The organism is Saccharothrix texasensis, assembly GCF_003752005.1.
Lineage (GTDB): Bacteria > Actinomycetota > Actinomycetes > Mycobacteriales > Pseudonocardiaceae > Actinosynnema > Actinosynnema texasense.
The window spans coordinates 1,339,154-1,356,402 of record NZ_RJKM01000001.1 but is presented as its reverse complement, the minus strand read 5'-3'; the positions used below and the strand labels follow the sequence as shown (position 1 = coordinate 1,356,402).

The 17,249-nt window shown below is 71.9% G+C and carries 14 protein-coding genes; 8 read left to right on the top strand and 6 right to left on the bottom strand.

The window, feature by feature from the left end; genetic code table 11:
- Positions 1-107: 107 nt before the first annotated feature.
- Positions 108-764, bottom strand: coding sequence for a GNAT family N-acetyltransferase (locus EDD40_RS05060; protein ID WP_123741852.1), 657 nt, complete (start codon positions 762-764; stop codon positions 108-110).
- A 124-nt stretch (positions 765-888) separates the two neighbouring features.
- Here EDD40_RS05060 and EDD40_RS05055 point away from each other — a divergent pair, with 124 nt between their 5' ends.
- The 8 genes from EDD40_RS05055 (at position 889) to EDD40_RS05020 (ending at position 10,173) form a co-directional block, all read left to right on the top strand.
- Positions 889-1,416 carry a hypothetical protein gene (locus tag EDD40_RS05055; RefSeq protein ID WP_123741851.1) on the top strand — a complete coding sequence of 176 codons (528 nt, stop codon included), beginning with the start codon at positions 889-891 and terminating at the stop codon, positions 1,414-1,416.
- A 39-nt stretch (positions 1,417-1,455) separates the two neighbouring features.
- Positions 1,456-2,292 (top strand): DUF3592 domain-containing protein, encoded by an 837-nt coding sequence (locus tag EDD40_RS05050; protein WP_123741850.1) that lies wholly within the window; start codon positions 1,456-1,458, stop codon positions 2,290-2,292.
- Between the two features lie 111 nt (positions 2,293-2,403).
- Entirely contained in the window at positions 2,404-3,273 is an 870-nt protein-coding gene (locus tag EDD40_RS05045; RefSeq protein WP_123741849.1) for an AraC family transcriptional regulator, read from the top strand.
- Positions 3,274-3,670: 397 nt separating this feature from the next.
- Positions 3,671-5,122 (top strand): RICIN domain-containing protein, encoded by a 1,452-nt coding sequence (locus tag EDD40_RS05040; protein ID WP_211348089.1) that lies wholly within the window; start codon positions 3,671-3,673, stop codon positions 5,120-5,122.
- Between the two features lie 452 nt (positions 5,123-5,574).
- Complete coding sequence (locus EDD40_RS05035; protein ID WP_211348088.1) at positions 5,575-7,758, top strand: family 43 glycosylhydrolase; 2,184 nt, start codon at positions 5,575-5,577, stop codon at positions 7,756-7,758.
- 103 nt (positions 7,759-7,861) lie between these two features.
- Positions 7,862-8,011, top strand: a complete 150-nt coding sequence (locus tag EDD40_RS05030; protein WP_246037420.1) for a hypothetical protein — start codon at positions 7,862-7,864, stop codon at positions 8,009-8,011.
- A 92-nt stretch (positions 8,012-8,103) separates the two neighbouring features.
- The gene (gene eno, locus EDD40_RS05025) at positions 8,104-9,387 is read left to right on the top strand and encodes a phosphopyruvate hydratase (protein ID WP_123741846.1); all 1,284 of its coding nucleotides are present in this window, start codon (positions 8,104-8,106) and stop codon (positions 9,385-9,387) included.
- Positions 9,388-9,756: 369 nt separating this feature from the next.
- Complete coding sequence (locus EDD40_RS05020) at positions 9,757-10,173, top strand: universal stress protein (protein WP_170184951.1); 417 nt, start codon at positions 9,757-9,759, stop codon at positions 10,171-10,173.
- A 9-nt stretch (positions 10,174-10,182) separates the two neighbouring features.
- On the opposite strand, the gene EDD40_RS05015 is transcribed toward EDD40_RS05020, so the two are convergent.
- From EDD40_RS05015 to EDD40_RS04995, 5 genes are read right to left on the bottom strand one after another with little or no spacing between them, the layout of a single operon-like run.
- Complete coding sequence (locus tag EDD40_RS05015; RefSeq protein ID WP_246037418.1) at positions 10,183-10,716, bottom strand: HPP family protein; 534 nt, start codon at positions 10,714-10,716, stop codon at positions 10,183-10,185.
- Positions 10,713-11,435: a respiratory nitrate reductase subunit gamma gene (gene narI / locus EDD40_RS05010; RefSeq protein WP_123741843.1), complete on the bottom strand. Its 723-nt coding sequence runs from the start codon at positions 11,433-11,435 to the stop codon at positions 10,713-10,715. Before narI ends, EDD40_RS05015 begins: the two co-directional genes overlap by 4 nt.
- A complete protein-coding gene (narJ, locus tag EDD40_RS05005; RefSeq protein ID WP_123741842.1) occupies positions 11,432-12,022 on the bottom strand; it encodes a nitrate reductase molybdenum cofactor assembly chaperone in 591 nt (196 codons plus the stop codon). The genes narI and narJ overlap by 4 nt, the downstream gene beginning before the upstream one ends.
- Positions 12,019-13,557 carry a nitrate reductase subunit beta gene (gene narH, locus EDD40_RS05000; RefSeq protein WP_123741841.1) on the bottom strand — a complete coding sequence of 513 codons (1,539 nt, stop codon included), beginning with the start codon at positions 13,555-13,557 and terminating at the stop codon, positions 12,019-12,021. Before narH ends, narJ begins: the two co-directional genes overlap by 4 nt.
- Positions 13,557-17,150, bottom strand: a complete 3,594-nt coding sequence (locus EDD40_RS04995) for a nitrate reductase subunit alpha (RefSeq protein WP_246037416.1) — start codon at positions 17,148-17,150, stop codon at positions 13,557-13,559. The genes narH and EDD40_RS04995 overlap by 1 nt, the downstream gene beginning before the upstream one ends.
- Positions 17,151-17,249 lie beyond the last annotated feature (99 nt).

Sequence of the window (17,249 nt, the reverse complement as noted above, 5' to 3'; positions counted from 1 at the left end):
CGCGGGCCGGTGATGATCGCCGGGTGTTTTCTTTCCGGGAGATCACCCGATCGATTTCCGGCGAGGAACCGCGGCCGTCGACCCGAGGCCGCGCCGGCGCCCGGACTTCACCGCTCGAAGTCGAACCGCATGACGACCCGGCGCAGGGTCGGGTGGCTGACCTGCGTGAACCCGGCCTCCTCGAACACCTGGCGCGCGCCGACGCGCATCTCGCCCCAGATCACGTCCCGGCCCGGCTCGGTGATCATCGGGTAGGCCTCCAGCGCGCGGGCGCCGCGGTCACGGGCGAAGCCGACCGCCGCACGGGCCAGCAGGTAGGTCAGGCCGCGGCCCCGGAAGCCCTTGCGGACCACGAAGCAGGTCACCGCCCACGTCGTGCCGTCGTCCTTGTCCTCCTCGCGCCCCTTCCACGGGATGCGGGACGTGCGCAGCTTCGGGTAGGCCGTGCGCGGCTCCACCGCGACCCAGCCCGCCGGCTCGCCGTCGACGTAGGCCACCAGACCGCTGGTGACCCGCGCGTCCGGGGTGTCGCACCCGGTCTGCTCGCGCAGCATCGCGGTGCGCTCCTCCTGGGTGGTGTCGCGCCAGAGCCAGCCGACGACCTTCAACCGCTGGCACCGGCACTGACCGGGTTCGGAGGCGCCGAAGACGTCCCGCAGGTCGTCCCACGACGCCTCGTTGGCGGGGACGACCCGGACCTGCTCCTCGGTGATCGGGCCCGCGGCGCCGGCCGCCGGCGCGCGCAGTGGGGTGTCGTCGGTCATGCGCGGCACGGTAACGGCGGTTGCGGACGTTCGGCTTCCGCAACCGGCCGAACCTGGGACCGGTAGGGCCCGCGACCGCCGCACGCTGTGCTCACCACGTCAGCGGCTCGGGAGGCAGGGCACCGTGTTCAAGAAGATTCGCGACAAGATCGACAACGCCACGCGGCAGGCGACCGCGCGGGCCGAGCAGGACTTCCAGGGCCACGCGGCGCAGTTCCAGCGGGAAGCCGCCGCGCAGGGCCACGACATCCGGCCGCAGCTGCCGACGCTCGGCATGGTGTCGCACGCGTTCGGGACCATGACCGACGACCCGGCGATGGCCGAGTTCATGGGGCTGCCGGCCGAGGAGCAGCTGCGCCAGCAGCGCGAGGTCACCACGTACGGCCAGAACCTGCGGTGGCTGCACGAGTCCGGCGAGCCCGCCACCGCCGTCGTCCGCACCCTCGACCCGACCGGGAGGGCCGTCGCCGGCCAGCTCCAGTACACCTCGGCGCTCGACGTCACCCGCGCGGACGGCACGACCTACCGGACCACGATCACGCACCTGGTGCCGACCACGGCGTTCTCGCAGTACACCCCCGGCACCAGGCACGAAGCCCGGATCGACCCCGCCGACCCGGCCAACGTCGGGGTGTTCGGGCTCGTCGACTGACCCACCGGCCGTCCGTCGACCCCGCGCGAGGAGGTTTCCGTGTTCCCCTACGGGAAGCTGTGGTGGGCCGGCCTGGGCCTGCCGGACGACCCCGGGCGGGAGCGCGAGGCCCGCCGCAAGGTGTGGCTGCTCAGCGTGCCCGCCGCGCTGAGCTGGGCGGTCGTCGGGTGGTCCGGCGCGCTCGGCATCCTCGACGGGCTCCGGTCGATGTCGCTCAACCGGTCCGGCGCCTGGGAGCAGGGCCCCTCGGCGATCTCGCTGATCGTGGTCTTCAGCGTCTTCGTCACGATCGCGTCCGCGCTCGGCTTCGCCATGAGGTGGACCGACTGGAGCGCCCCCTGGTGGCCCGGCACGGGCGTCGGCGTCGGCGGTTTCGCCACGTGCCTCGGCCTGGCGATCGGCACGGCCCTCGCGGCGTCGTCCTGGACGGCCCCCGAGGCGGTCGGCGAGCGGCTGCCGTTCGCCGACGGAGCACCGGCGCAGCCGTGGACCTTCGTGGACTGGGTCGTCTACTACGAGCCGTACCTCCTGCCCGGCGTGTTCGCCGAGCTCGCGGTGGTGACCGGCGCGCTGCTGGCGCACCAGGCCCGCAAGGGCGCGAAGCGGCAGGACACCCCGCCCGACCTCGATCAGGGGAGCTGGCGGGTCACCGGGCGGATCGAGCACGTCGAGTTCACCCACGACTGGGGGATGGGCAACCCGCGGTTCGCGGTGCACGTGTCCTACCAGGGCACCTCCGGTCCGCGCACGGCGGTGGCCACGATGGTCACCTCGATGTTCGCCGCGCCGGTGGTCGGCGCCGCGGTCGACGTCTTCTACGACCCGGACGACGACGAGGCGATCGTCGTGCGCGCCCGGACGGGCCGTCCGACATGATGTCCGGGGTTCCGGTCGACCGCGGCGCCGCCGGACTGATCGGATCGGTTCGCCGCGGTCGGGCGCGGCCACCCGCCCCTCGGCCAGGGTTGACGTCGAAGGGAGGCCGCCATGATCTCGGCACTCAACCGGCTCGTCGACCTGGTCGAGGAGCACCTCGGCGAGGAGGCGGACGTCGACGCGTTGGCCAGGGCGCTCGGCACCACCGGGTACCACCTGCGCCGGATGTTCTCGTCGCTGGCGGGCATGCCGCTGTCGGAGTACGTGCGCCGGCGCCGCATGACCGTCGCCGCCGCCGACGTCGTCCGGGGCGAGGACGACCTGCTGGGCATCGCGGTCCGGCACGGGTACGGCTCGACCGAGGCGTTCGGCCGGGCGTTCCGCGCCGTGCACGGCGCGAACCCCGGCGACGTCCGCCGCGACGGAGGCCCCCTTCGCGCACAACCGCAGCTCAGGTTCCGCCTGACCGTCGAAGGGAGCACCCCCATGGACACCCGCATCGTCGAGCGCCCCGCGTTCCGGCTCGTCGGGCACGCCACCCGCGTGCCGCTCATCCACCACGGCGTCAACCCGCACATCCAGGAGCACATCACCGCGTTGCCGCAGGAGGAGCACGCGCGGCTCAAGGCACTCGGCGACACCGAGCCCCGGGGTCTGTTGCAGGTCAGCGACGACCTCGACCCCGACGCCACCGAGGGCAGTGAGCTGACCTACCTGCACGGGGTCGCCGTCACCGGGGACACCCGGACCCCGGACGACCTGGACGGCATCGAGGTGCCGGCGGGCCGGTGGGCGGTCTTCCGCACCACCGGGGCCTACCCGCAGGCCTTGCAGACGACGTGGGCCGCCACCGCGACGGAGTGGTTCCCGTCCAACCCGTGGCGCCTGCGGCCGGGCCCCTCGATCGTCGCGGTCCTCGACCGCGCGGCCGACTTCAGCACCGCGACCTGCGAGCTGTGGCTGCCCGTCGAGCCGAACTGACCGCCGCGACCACCCACGCCGGAGGGCCGGTCGGGCATCCGCCCGACCGGCCCTCCGGCCTGCGCGTGGACGGCCGGGCGGCCCCCTGCGGCGTCCGGCTGATCGGATAGCGCTTTCCGGCGGACGCGTCATGCCGCCTGCGTTATCCGGGATACCGACCCGTCGACGGCCGGCCCGATTCCCGTGAGCGCGGGCGGCGGCGGTGCCGGAAAAGGGTGATGTGCCACGTCCGTCGAATATTCGACGGGTCACCCCATACGAGATGCGACCATTGACGACGCCGCGAATTCGGCGCGACCATCGGACCGGAGAGAATGCCCTCCCTCCGGCGGCTCCGCCGCTGTGCCAACTCCAGGTGAAAGGCACGTACATGACATTGTCGTCATGCGGTGCGGTCGTGCGATCGGCGGTGGCGCTCGTGGTCGGTGCGGTCGCGGTCCTCGCGCCGGCCGCGCCGTCGGCCCGGGCCGCGACCGTGGACACGTCGGCCACGTATGTGGTGGTGGCTCGGCACAGTGGCAAGGTGATGCAGGTGCGGTCGGCGGTGGACGGTGGTGCCGTGGTGCAGGCGTCGCGGTCGGATTCGTCGGCTCAGCAGTTCCAGTTCGTGGATTCGGGTGGTGGGTTCTTCCGGTTGAGGTCGCGGTACAGCGGCCGGGTGGTGGACGTCGCGTCGGCGTCGACGGCGAACGGTGCGGACGTGGTGCAGTGGACCGATCGTGATGCGGTGAACCAGCAGTTCGGTGTGGTGGACACCGACAGTGGTTATGTCCGGTTGGTCAACCGCAACAGCGGCAAGGCGTTGGACGTGTGGGAGCGTTCGACGGCCGAGGGTGCGCGGATCTCGCAGTACGACGTGAACTCGGGCGCGAACCAGCAGTGGCAGCTCGTCCGGCTCGGCACCACCACACCGGGCGGCAACGGCTCGCCGACCGACCCCAACGTCAAGTACTTCGGCCGGTGGAACACCTCCGACCCCACCGCGTACGTCTCCGAGTGGGCGGGCGCCTACGTGACCGTCGGGTTCACCGGGCGGACGGTGCAGCTCAAGCAGCGCAACGCGATCGACTTCTTCGTCAGCGTCGACGGCGGTCCGGACGTCTCCTACGTCAACCGCAGCGGCACGGTGGACCTCACCCCCACGCCGCTGGCGGCGGGCAACCACACCCTGCGCGTGTCCTACCGGCCGATCGCCGGCTCTTACAAGGGTGACGCGGTCTTCCGCGGCATCCAGCTGGAGGCCGGCGCGTCGACGTTCGCGCCGCCCGTGCCCGCGAAGCTGATCGAGTTCGTGGGCGACTCCATCACCGTGGGCCAGCAGTCGTCCAAGCAGGCGCTGACCGCCTACGGCTGGCTGGTCGGCGAGCGCCTCGGCACGGGCCACACCCAGATCGCGGTGGGCGGCGCGTGCCTGGTGTCGGCGGCCGACGGCTGCATCGGCATGAGCGACCGGTTCCTGCGCACCGGTCTGCAGGCCGACGCGGCGACCTGGGACTTCTCCCGCTACCGCGCCGACGCCGTGGTGATCAACCTGGGCACCAACGACGTCGGCCACAGCGTGACCAAGGAGCAGTTCCAGAGCGCCTACGTCACCCTGATCCAGCGGGCCCGGCAGAAGTACCCGAACGCCACGATCCTGGCCATGCAGACCTTCCGGAAGCGCTTCATCCCCGAGACGCAGGCCGCGGTGGCCGTCGTCAACGACTCGAAGGTGCGGTTCGTGGACACCACGGGCTGGATCGTGGAGGCCACCGACACCACGGACAACGTGCACCCGAACGACCAGGGTCACCGCAAGATCGCCGACCGGCTGGCGCCGATCCTGTCCTCGGTCCTCTCCACCGGCTGAGCCGGCACCACCCGGTCGCCCCTGCCCGCCCCACGTCCGAGCCTGCCTCCTGGCCCGGACGCGGGGCGGCCACCGCGTCGCGCCCGCGCCCCCATCGCTCCCAGGAAATCATCGCCTTGTGAAAGCGTTTACGCCTGTCAAGCTGTTGACAGCAGATAGCCTTCCTCTAAGCTGGGTACGGTCGGTGTAAACGTTTTAACTAACGTCGCCGGGCGGATCTTCGTGCGGTCGCCCATCGTTGTGCACGTTCACAGAAACTGTGCTGCTAAATAAGCGAAATGCTCCAGTCTGCCTAGTTGAACTGGGGAAATCGCTATTGCAAAGCTGTGCACGTGCACAGTCGCCACTGCCTCACTTCCGACCTGAACGGCACGGCCGCCACGCGCGACTCCTGGAACCCCGGCGCGTTCGAACAGCGAGTGAACAGCGCCCACGCAGCGAAAGGCACCACCATGACCCGAACACCGCGCACGCCGATGAAGCGGCGGGCGATGCTCGTCGCGGCCCTGCTGTCCGTCTCCACGGTGCTGCCGCAGGCGGCGCAGGCCGCGCCCGGCGACACGGCGGCGGACCCGCACGGTCTCACGACGACGGTCGCCGACTACCGGACCCGTGTCCCGGCCGAGTACACCGCCGACTCCTGGAAGCCCTTCGCCGAGGCGCTGACCGCGGCGGACGGCGTCGCGAAGAACGCCTCGGCGAGCGAGCCGGAGGTCGCGGCGGCGAAGACGGCCCTGGTGACCGCCGCCGCCGACCTGGAGGCCGCGGACGAGGGCACGTTCCAGACCATCACCAACAACACGTTCTGGAACGACACCAGCGGCAACCCGATCTACTCGCAGGGCGGCGGTGTCTTCAAGTTCGGCGACACCTACTACTGGTACGGCGTGCACTACCTCGGCGCCGAGAGCTACCGGGCCAACCCGACGCGCAAGTACGACAACGAGGTCTCCTTCGTCTCGATCCCGGTCTACTCGTCCCGGGACCTGGTCAACTGGAAGTTCGAGAACCGGATCGCCACGCGCTCCACGGCCCTGCCCAACAGCGGCAACCTGGGCCAGGCCGGGTGGGTCGGCCGCCTCGGCGTGTCCTACAACGAGAACACCGGCAAGTACGTGCTGCTCGTGCAGGCGTACCTGCCGTCGCACGGCGGCGACGGCGTCCTGTTCCTGCAGGGCGGCACCCCGACCGGCGCCTTCACCTACGGCCACTTCCAGACCCAGATCACCAACTCGCCCACGACCGGCACCGGTGACCAGACGATCTTCACCGACGACGACGGCAGGGACTACCTGGTCTTCTCCAACCGCTCGGGCCGGGCACGCGCCTTCGTCGGCAAGCTCCGGGAGTCCGACTCGCTGCGGGTGGAACCGGCGGTGCAGATCGGGTACAGCGCCGACGGCCGCGAGGGCAACGCCATGTTCAAGCTCGACGGCAGGTACTACCACGCGGCCTCGGACCTGCACGGCTGGAACACCTCGGTCACGCACGTCCTGGAGTCGACCGGCGGCACGGTCCAGGGCTCCTACTCGGGGGAGTACACGCTCGCGGGCACCGAGCTGGACTACAGCCACGTGACCCAGACGGGGTTCTTCGTGACCGTGAAGGGGACCAAGCAGCACACGGTGGTCTTCGCCGGTGACCGCTGGGCCGACTTCGCCTGGAACGGCCTCGGCTACAACCAGTGGATGCCGGTGACCAAGGACGGCGCGCGGCCCCGGTTCCACTCGGTGAGCCAGTGGCAGCTCAACGCCACGACGGGGGAGTGGCGGGTGGGCCCGGACAACAACTTCGTGCTCAACCCCGATTTCCAGGCCGACCGCGTCACCGTGTCCGCGCTGACGGGGTGGACCAACTTCCGCGACTCGGGGCCGAGCTCGCTCGTGACGAACGTCGCCGGCGCGAACGGGTCCCGCTTCGCGCTCCAGATCGGCGCGGGGCAGTCCTTCTCGGGCGGCGTGCGGCAGCAGGTCGCGGTCCCGGCGGGGAACTACAGGATGTTCCTGCACGCCAAGACCTCCGGATCGCTCAGCGCCACGCAGATGACGGTCACCGACGCCGCCGGCACCACGCGCACGCTCACCATCCCGGCCTCCGGCGGCTGGACCCGCCGCGAGCTCGCCGGCATCCCGCTGTCCGCCGGCACCGCCACCGTCACCATCCGGGCGGCGGGCGGCAACGGGTACCTCGCCGTCGACGGCCTGGGTCTCGTCAAGACCGACGGCGGGACGCCGGTGGGGCAGCGTTACGAGGCCGAGACGGCGCCGGCCGTGTGCCGGGGCACGATCGACTCGAACCAGGCCGGCTTCTCCGGCACGGGCTTCTGCAACGGCGACGCGGCTGTCGGGGCGTACGCCGAGTTCACCGTCGACGCGGCGCAGGCGGGTCCGACGGCACTGGCCTTCCGGTTCGCCAACGGCCAGAGCGGCGGCGCCGCGCGACCGGCGAACCTGGTGGTGAACGGGGCGGTGGTCGGCACGGTGTCGTTCGAGTCCACCGGCGCCTGGACGACCTGGTCCGCCAAGTCCGTCACCGCCTCGCTGAACGCCGGCGGCAACACCGTCCGCCTGGACCCGACCACCGCCGTCGGCCTGGCCAACCTCGACCGCCTCGACGTCGCAGCCGCGGCGGCCTGAGGGCCGGTCGCGTCGCCGGTCGGGCAGCCCGTCGTGGTCCGCGACCACGGCCGCCCGCCTCGGTCGTGCGATGCTGGGTGTGGGAACGGATCCGGGGGTGTGCATGGCGTCGAAGCGCAGGGGTGGGATCGCTCCGTACGTGGCGCTGCTGGTGGCCGTGGTCATCTTCGTGCCCGCGGTCCGGGAGGTCGTCGTCGACCTCTTCGGGCCGCTGGTCGACCTGATCGAGGACGTCACCCCGTTCGGCGGGTGACCGGGGCACGCCGGCTGGTGGCGGTGGTGGCTTGACGGGCCGAGTCAGGGCAGTATGGCTTCTTGACCGATACACCTGGCTTGAGGAGCGACATGACCGCGATTGTGCGCGTCGTCGGACGACAGGTCCTGGACAGCCGCGGCAACCCGACCGTCGAGGTCGACGTGGAGCTGGCGGACGGGTCGATCGGCCGCGCCGCCGTGCCCTCGGGCGCGTCGACCGGCACGAACGAGGCCGTCGAGCTGCGCGACGGCGACCAGTCCAGGTACCACGGCAAGGGCGTGCGCAAGGCCGTCGCCGCGGTGAACGGCGAGATCGCCGACGCGGTCACGGGCCTGGCGGCCGAGGAGCAGTCCGTCGTCGACCGGACGATGATCGAGCTGGACGGCACCCCGAACAAGGCCAGGCTCGGCGCCAACGCCACGCTCGGCGTGTCGCTCGCGGTCGCCAAGGCGGCCGCCGCCGCGCACCGCCAGCCGCTGTACCGCTACGTCGGCGGCACGTTCGCGCACGTGCTGCCGCTGCCGATGATGAACATCATCAACGGTGGGGCGCACGCCGACAACGCCATCGACTTCCAGGAGTTCATGATCGCGCCGGTCGGCGCGGAGAACTTCGAGGAGGCCGTCCGGGTGGGCTCGGAGGTGTTCCACACCCTGCGCGCGAGCCTGCGCAAGGCGGGCCACAACACCAACGTCGGCGACGAGGGCGGGTTCGCGCCGAACCTGGACTCCGCGGACGAGGCGCTGGAGTTCGTGGTCGGCGCGATCGAGAAGGCCGGCTACACCCCCGGCGAGGAGGTCGCGCTGCTGCTCGACCCCGCGGCATCGGAGTTCTACGCCGACGGCGTGTACGACTACCGGGGCGAGGGTCGCAAGCGGTCGGTCGAGGAGCACGTCGCCTACCTGATCGAGCTGGTCGACAAGTTCCCGATCGTCTCGATCGAGGACGCGATGGCGCAGGACGACTTCGAGGGCTGGAAGCAGCTCACCGACGCCATCGGCGACCGCTGCCAGCTCGTCGGCGACGACCTGTACTGCACCAACGTCGACCTGCTGCGCAAGGGCATCGAGCTGGGCATCACCAACTCGATCCTGGTCAAGGTCAACCAGATCGGCACGCTCACCGAGACGCTGCTGACCTCGAACACGGCGTTGCGCGCCGGCTACTCGGTGGTCATGTCGCACCGCTCCGGCGAGACCGAGGACGCCACCATCGCCGACCTCGCGGTGGCGCTGAACTGCGGTCAGATCAAGACCGGCTCGCTGTCGCGCTCCGACCGCACCGCCAAGTACAACCAGCTGATCCGCATCGAGCAGGAGCTGGGCGCGCAGGCCGAGTACGCGGGCGGTCGCACGCTCAGCGGTCGTCGCTGACGGCCGATCCCGCACCGGCTCCGCACGCGCACAAGCCGCAATAATTCGGAAACCCGCGCGATGTGCGCGGCGCTCGCGAATGCGCCGACGGTGTGACCGGGCGATGCCATTCGGCCTGGATCGTGCCGGTGGGTGTCCGCCCGGTCAGCCGTCGCTGGGCCGTTCGGTTTCGGCTGTCGGCGGTTCGGAGGCAGCCGGTTTACCTGCGGTTTCGGTGCACCTCAAAGGCTGCGGGAACGTTTGGTAAAACACCTTTTGCTTCTATTGGCCGATGGTGTAAAAATACCGTAAAAATCGACGGGAATGGCTCGACAGAAATATCCGGCGGCTCGACTATTCCGGGGCGGGGCATCGTTTCGAGGAGGCGCGATGGAGGCCAGTCGGATCGTCGTCGGATTGGACAACTCGGCGGCCAGTGCCGCGGCTCTGAGGTGGGCGATACGCCACACCAGGGCCGGCGGGGTGGTGGTCGCGGTGTCGGTGTGCGGCATGCGCACGCCCAAGGGCAGCACGGACCTCTTCCACACCGTCCGGCTGCGCCTGGTGGACGACGCCGTCACGCGGATGGGGCCCAACCCGAGCGTGCGGGTCGAGCAGTCGGTGCTCGACGGCGAACCCGGTCCCACGCTGGTGGAGCTGGCCGGGGAGGCGGACAGCCTGGTGCTCGGCCGCCACGGCTACAGCCGGGGCGGGATGACGATCTTCGGGTCGGTGATCAGGCACTGCCTGGAGCACGCGACGTGCCCGGTCGTCGTGGTGCCCGTCGAGGAGCACCAGGTGGCCTGACCGCGGTCCTCACGGGTGCGGGGACGTCCGGGAGTCCTCGTGCGCGTCCGCCGCCGCGCTCGCCGGGCGCCACCAGGGATGGGGGATGCCCGTCAGCCGGTTCCCGGCGACCGCCGCGGCGACCAGCAGGACCACCCCGACGAGGATCTCCACCAGCTGGAACGGTGTGTGCAGGACACCGAGCGCGATGATGAGGGTCGTGGCGCCGGCCGGCGGGTGCGGCACGCGCGCCCACGCCATGCCGCCGCACGTGAGGGTCAGCGCCAGGGTGGCGGCGCCGACCCGGGCCCAGGAGAGGTGCCCGAGGTCGACCGGGGCCTGCCAGAGGCTGAACGCGGCCAGGCCGCAGGCGCCCGAGGCGATGCCGACGAGGTGGCCCAGGACCGCGTTGCGCGGACTGGCCGCGGGGTGCGTCGGGGTGGCGAAGAGCAGGTAGGCGGTGGGCCCCAGGGAGGGGAACAGCAGCGGTTGGCCGGTGAGCGCGGCCAGCGCCCCGATGATCGCGGTGGTCACCAGGGCGCCGGTGGCGACGCGGAGGGTCACCGCTGCTCCCAGCCCCGGGGCGCACGACGGGCGGCGAGCCGGTCGTCACGGCCGCGGTAGACGATGTACGGGCGCACCAGGTAGCGCAGCGGGGCGCTGAAGGCGTGCACCAGGCGGCTGAACGGCCACAGGGCGAACAGGGCCATCGCGGCGAGCGCGTGCAACCGGTACGGCAGCGGCACGTCGTGCATCAGCGACGGGTCGGGGTGCAGCAGCAGCACACCGCGAGCCCACGGCGACACGGTGGCGCGGTAGTCGTAGCCGCCGCCGACCCCGTTCGCCAGCACGGTGGCGGCCATGCCCACCAGCAGGGTGGTGGCGAGCAGCGGGTAGGTGAGCCGGTCGCCGCGCGACGTCGCCGCCCGCACGGCCGGCGTCCGGAGCCGCCGCCACACCAGCACGGCCAGCCCGGCGACGGCGGCGACGCCCGCCGCCCCTCCCGCGACCAGGGAGACGAGGTGGTACAGCTCGTCGTGCACGCCCAGCCACCGCGTCACCGAGGCGGGCACGAGCAACCCGGCCACGTGCCCGCCCGCCACGAACAGCAGGCCGAGGTGGAACACCGGGCTGCCGACGCGCAGCAGGCGCGACTCGTGGAGCTGGGAGCTGCGGGTGGTCCAGCCGAACCGGTCGTGCCGGTAGCGCCACGCCGTGCCGCCGACGAGGACCACGGCGGTCACGTAGGGCAGCACCGCCCACAGCAGCAGGTCGAGGGTCATCGGGTTCGCTCCGGGAGGGTCGGGTAGCCGAGCAGCACGGGTTCGACGCCGACCTGCTCGACGGGGGCGCCGACGGTGACGGGGCGGACGTCGTCGCGCACCGGCACGGTGGCGAGCACGCTGCCCACCGCCGCGGCGTACGGGGTGCCCGCCGCCAGCAGGTTGCGGTGCAGCAGGCGGAGGGCGGGGCGGAACCCCGCCAGCAGCCGCTGCCCGGGTTCGCCGGTCAGGGCGGCGAACTCCAGCAGCACGGGCAGGTAGTCGGGCAGCTCGCCGTCGTCGAGGCGGAAGCCGTGCCGCCGGTACTCCAGCTTGAGCGCGGCCAGCGAGCCGCCACGTCGTCGGGTGTCGCCGTCGGTGAACCACGTCAGGTGCAGGCACCGGTCGGCTTCGGTGTCGAACACCTCCACGTAGTGCCGCGCCGCCGCCACGGCGGAGGACCGGGCCAGGTGGTCCAGCAGCGCGCTCAACCCGGCGTCGGGCACCTCCTCCAGGGCGCGCCGCAGCAACGGGAGCCGCACGTCGTCGGGGTAGTGCAGGCAGTGCGACGCGACCTGTTGGCGCACCCTGGTGTCGCGGCGGTTCACGGCTTGCCCTTCTCCCGCAGGGTGGGGAACATCCCGGCGGGTCGCTCGCCGTCCCGCCAGACGAACAGGTCGGTCCGTCCGCCGGGCGCCGGCTCGTCGCCCACGCTGCACGTGGTCGCGATGCCCTCCAGGTCGTGCGCCTGGCCCACGGCGGCGGTCGGGATGACGTACCGGTCCTCGTACTTCGCCACGGCCAGCAGCCGGTACATCGCCTCCAGGGAGCCGACGTCCATGCCGACCCCGGTGGACGCCGCCGGGTCGGGCGTCTCGCCCAGGTTGACCGCCCGCATGTGCGAGCGCATCGCGGCCAGGCGGCGCAGGGCCAGGCGGACCGGCTCCGGGTCGCCCGCCGTGAACATCCCGGCGAGGTAGTCCAGCGGGATGCGCAGCGCGTCGATCGCGCCGAACAGGTTGCCCGCCTCCTCGCCGTCGAACCCGGTGCCGGCCAGCGCGTCGACCACCGGCGACAGCGGCGGGATGTACCAGACCATCGGCATGGTGCGGTACTCCGGGTGCAGGGGCAGCGCCACCCGGTAGCGGGTGATCAGCGAGTGCACGGGGGAGCGCTGGGCGGCGGTGATCCAGTCGTGCGGCACGCCCGCCCGTTCGGCCGCGCGCACCACCTCGGGGTCGTGCGGGTCCAGGAAGACGCCCAGCTGGGCCTGGTAGAGCCGCTGCTCGTCCGGTTCGCTCGCCGCCTCGCCGACCCGGTCGGCGTCGTAGAGCAGCACCCCGATGTAGCGCAGCCGCCCGACGCACGTCTCCGCGCACACGGTCGGCAGCCCGACCTCCAGCCGGGGGTAGCAGAACGTGCACTTCTCGGCCTTGCCGGTGCGGTGGTTGAAGTACACCTTCTTGTACGGGCACCCCGACACGCACATCCGCCAGCCCCGGCAGCGGTCCTGGTCCACCAGCACGATGCCGTCCTCGGACCGCTTGTACATCGCGCCGGACGGGCACGAGGCCACGCACGACGGGTTGAGGCAGTGCTCGCAGATGCGCGGCAGGTAGAACATGAACGACTGCTCGAACTCCAGCCTGATCTCCTGGCCCAGGCGCTGCACCATCGGGTCGGCCCGCGCGTGCTCGGGCGCGCCGCCCAGGCTGTCCTCCCAGTTCGGGCCCCACCGCACGGAGGTCGGCTCGCCGGTGATCGCGGACACCGGCCGGGCCACGGGCGTGTCGTCGCCCAGCGGCGCGTCGGTGAGGGTGCGGTAGTCGTAGGTCCACGGCTCGTAGTAGTCCTCCAGCGCCGGCATCTCCGGGTTGGCGAACAGGTTCGCCAACCGCCGCAACCGCCCTCCGGCGGCCGGGACGAGCTTGCCCCGCCGCAGCTCCCACCCGCCGCGCCAGCGCTCCTGGTCCTCGTAGCGGCGCGGGTAGCCCTGGCCGGGCTTGGTCTCCACGTTGTTGAACCACGCGTACTCGACGCCGTCGCGGTTGGTCCACGTCTGCTTGCACGTGACCGAGCAGGTGTGGCACCCGATGCACTTGTCCAGGTTCATCACCATGGCCAGCTGCGCCATCACACGCATCAGTACCGCACCTCCTGCCCGCGCCGGCGCAGCACGGTCACCTCGTCGCGCTGGTTGCCGGTGGGGCCGTAGTAGTTCAGGGCGAAGCTGAGCTGGGCGTACCCGCCGATGAGGTGGGTCGGCTTGATCTGCAGGCGGGTGAGCGAGTTGTGGATGCCGCCGCGCTTGCCGGTGGTCTCGCTCTTGGGCACGTTCACCGTGCGTTCCTGCGCGTGGTAGAGGAAAACGGTGCCGGTGGGCATCCGGTGGGACACGATGGCGCGCCCGACGACCACGCCGTTGCGGTTGACCGCCTCCACCCAGTCGTTGTCCGACACGCCGATGGCGGCGGCGTCGGCGGGGCTGACCCAGAACGCGGGCCCGCCGCGCGAGAGCGTCTGCATGATCGGGTTGTCCTGGTACTCGGAGTGGATCGACCACTTGGAGTGCGGCGTCAGGTACCGGACGGTCACCTCGGGGCCGTTCGGTCCCAGGCGTGGTTCGCCGAAGAGCCGGTGCAGGTCCAGCGGCGGCCGGTAGACGGGCAGTTGCTCGCCGATCTCGGCGACCCAGTCGTGGTCGAGGAAGAAGTGCTGGCGGCCGGTGAGGGTGTGCCACGGCTTGAACCGCTCGACGTTGATGGTGAACGGCGAGTAGCGGCGTCCACCGGACTCGTCGCCGGACCACTCCGGGCTGGTGACCACCGAGGCGGGCCGGGAACGGGTGTCGGCGAACGTGACGCGGTGCGCGCGGTCGTGCTCCACCAGCGGCCGCAGCGGTTTGCCGACCCGTTCCTCCAGCCACCGGAACCCCTCGTCAGCGACGCGGCCGTTGGTGGTGCCCGACAGCGCGAGCACCGCGTCGGCCGCCTTGCGGTCGGTGTCCAACGATGGCCGCCCCGCCGCCGGACCGGACGCCACGACACCGTTGGACTCGGCCAGCCACGCCACTTCCGGGGCCACGCGCGCGGTCCACCCCTTGGCCGTGACGCCGAGCTCGTCCACCAGGGGGCCCAGCGCCGCCAGCTTCGCCGCGATGGCCGTGTAGTCCCGCTCGACCACCGTGAGCACGGGGAAGGTGCGGCCGGGCACCGGGTCGCACTCGCCGTCGCGCCAGTCGCGCACGACACCGCCGGGCTGGGCCGTCTCGCCGGGCGTGTCGTGCTGCATCGCGGTCGCCACCAGGTCGCGGCGCACACCGAGGTGGGTGACCGCCAGCTCGCTCAGCTTGGCCGCGATGGCGTGGAAGGCGTCGAAGTCGGTGCGCGCCTGCCAGGGCGGGTCCACGGCGGCGTTGAACGAGTGCACGAACGGGTGCATGTCCGTGCTGGACAGGTCGTGCTTCTCGTACCAGGTGGCGGCCGGCAGCGTCACGTCGGCGAACAACGTCGTGCTCGTCATCCGGAAGTCCAGCGCCAGCAGCAGGTCCAGCTTCCCCTCCGGCGCGTCCTGCCGCCACCGCACCGCGCGCGGGCGCTCGTGCGCGGGCGTCTCCGCCGCCCGGGGATTGCCGTCCGCGCCCAGCAGGTGCCGCAGGAAGTACTCGTTGCCCTTGGCCGAGGAACCCAGCAGGTTCGCCCGCCACACGGTCAGCACCCGCGGCCAGTTCCCCGGCGCGTCCGGGTCCTCGCAGGCGAAGCCCACCTCGCCCGACCGCACGCCGGCCACCACGTGCTCGACCGGGTCCGCGCCCGCCGCCTCCGCCTCGTCGACCAGGTCCAGCGGGTTGCGGTCGAACGTCGGGTACGACGGCATCCAGCCCAGCCGCGCCGACTGCGACAGGCAGTCGGCCACCGTGCGGTCCGCGAGCCGGCCCTTCGAGCCCGGCCACGTCAACGCCCCGGCGGTGAGCCGGTCGTAGCGCCACTGGTCGGTGTGCGTGTACCAGTAGGCGGTGCCGATCATCTGGCGCGGCGGGCGGTGCCAGTCCAGTGCGCCCGCCAGCGTCGACCAGCCGGTCAGCGGGCGGACCTTCTCCTGGCCGACGTAGTGCGCCCAGCCGCCGCCGTTGCGGCCCTGGCAGCCGGTGAGCAGCAACAGCGTCAGGAACGAGCGGTAGACCAGGTCGGAGTGGAACCAGTGGTTCGTGCCCGCCCCCATCACGATCATGCACCGGCCGCCCGACCGGATGGCGGTGTCGGCGAACTCGCGGGCGATGCGCGCGATCCGGTCAGCCGGCACCCCCGTTAACCGCTGCGCCCACGCCGGGGTGCCCGGCTCGTCCTCGTCGTCGTACCCGGCGGGCCACCGACCGGGCAGGCCGGGCCTCGCCACGCCGTACTGCGCCAGCAGCAGGTCGTGGACCGTGGTGACGGTCCGGCCCGCGACCCGGCGCACCGGCACGCCCCGCACCACGGCGGCGCCGGAGCCGTCCGGCGCGTCGAACCGGGGCAGCAGCACCTCGACCGACTCGTGCGAGCCGGGGTGCAGGGACAGGGTGGGCGTCACGCCGTCCAGGTCCAGGTTCCACCGGCCCGGCTCGTCGGCCCACCGGAAGCCCAGCGAGCCGTTCGGCGTCACCGGCCGCCCCCGGTCGTCCAGCAGCACGGTCTTCCACTCCGCGCCCGGACCCGTCTCGCCCAGGTCCGCCGCCGTGAGGAACTTGCCCGGCGCCCAACCGCCGTCGCGCTCCTCCAGCGCGACCAGGAACGGCAGGTCGGTGAACCGCCGGGCGTAGTCGGCGAAGGACGGCGTCGCGGCGTCCACGAAGAACTCGCGCAGCACCACGTGGCCCATCGCGATCGCCAGCGCGGCGTCCGTGCCGGGGTGCGGCGCCAGCCACTCGTCGGCGAACTTCGTCGCGTCGGAGTAGTCCGGCGAGCACACCACGACCTTCTGCCCCCGGTACCGCGCCTCGGTCATGAAGTGCGCGTCCGGGGTGCGGGTCACCGGGACGTTCGAGCCCCACAGCATCAGGTACGCCGCGTCCCACCAGTCGGCCGACTCGGGCACGTCGGTCTGGTCGCCGAACACCTGCGGCGACGCGGGCGGCAGGTCGGCGTACCAGTCGTAGAACGACAGCATCGGCGCGCCGATGAGCGCCATGAACCGCGAACCCACCGCGTGCGAGACCATCGACATGGCCGGGATGGGGGAGAACCCGGCGATCCGGTCGGGGCCGTGGTGCTTGATCGTGTGCACGTGCGCGGCGGCGACCATCTCCACCGCCTCGTCCCAGGAGACCCGCACGAGGCCCCCCTTGCCGCGCGCCCGCTGGTAGGCGCGGCGCTTGAGCGGGTCGTCCACCACCGACCGCCACGCGGCCACCGGGTCGTCGTGCACGCGGCGCGCTTCGCGGTACATCTCCACCAGCACGCCCCGCGCGTACGGGTAGCGCACCCGCAGCGGCGAGTAGGTGTACCAGGAGAACGACGCGCCTCGGGGACAGCCGCGCGGCTCGTACTCCGGGCGGTCCGGGCCGGTCGACGGGTAGTCCACGTCCTGGGTCTCCCAGGTGATGATCCCGTCCTTGACGTAGACGTTCCACCGGCACGAGCCGGTGCAGTTCACGCCGTGCGTGGAGGGCACGACCTTGTCGTGGCTCCACCGGTCCCGGTAGAACGAATCGCCCTCACGACCGCCTCGGTGGAAAGCGGCCCGGTGGTCGTCGGACACCTCTGCCGAGGTCAGGAAGCGTCCACCGGACAGCAGGAGATCGGCTACGAGGTCGCCCGGTGAAGGTCTTTTCCGAGCGCGATGGAATGCCGCACACAC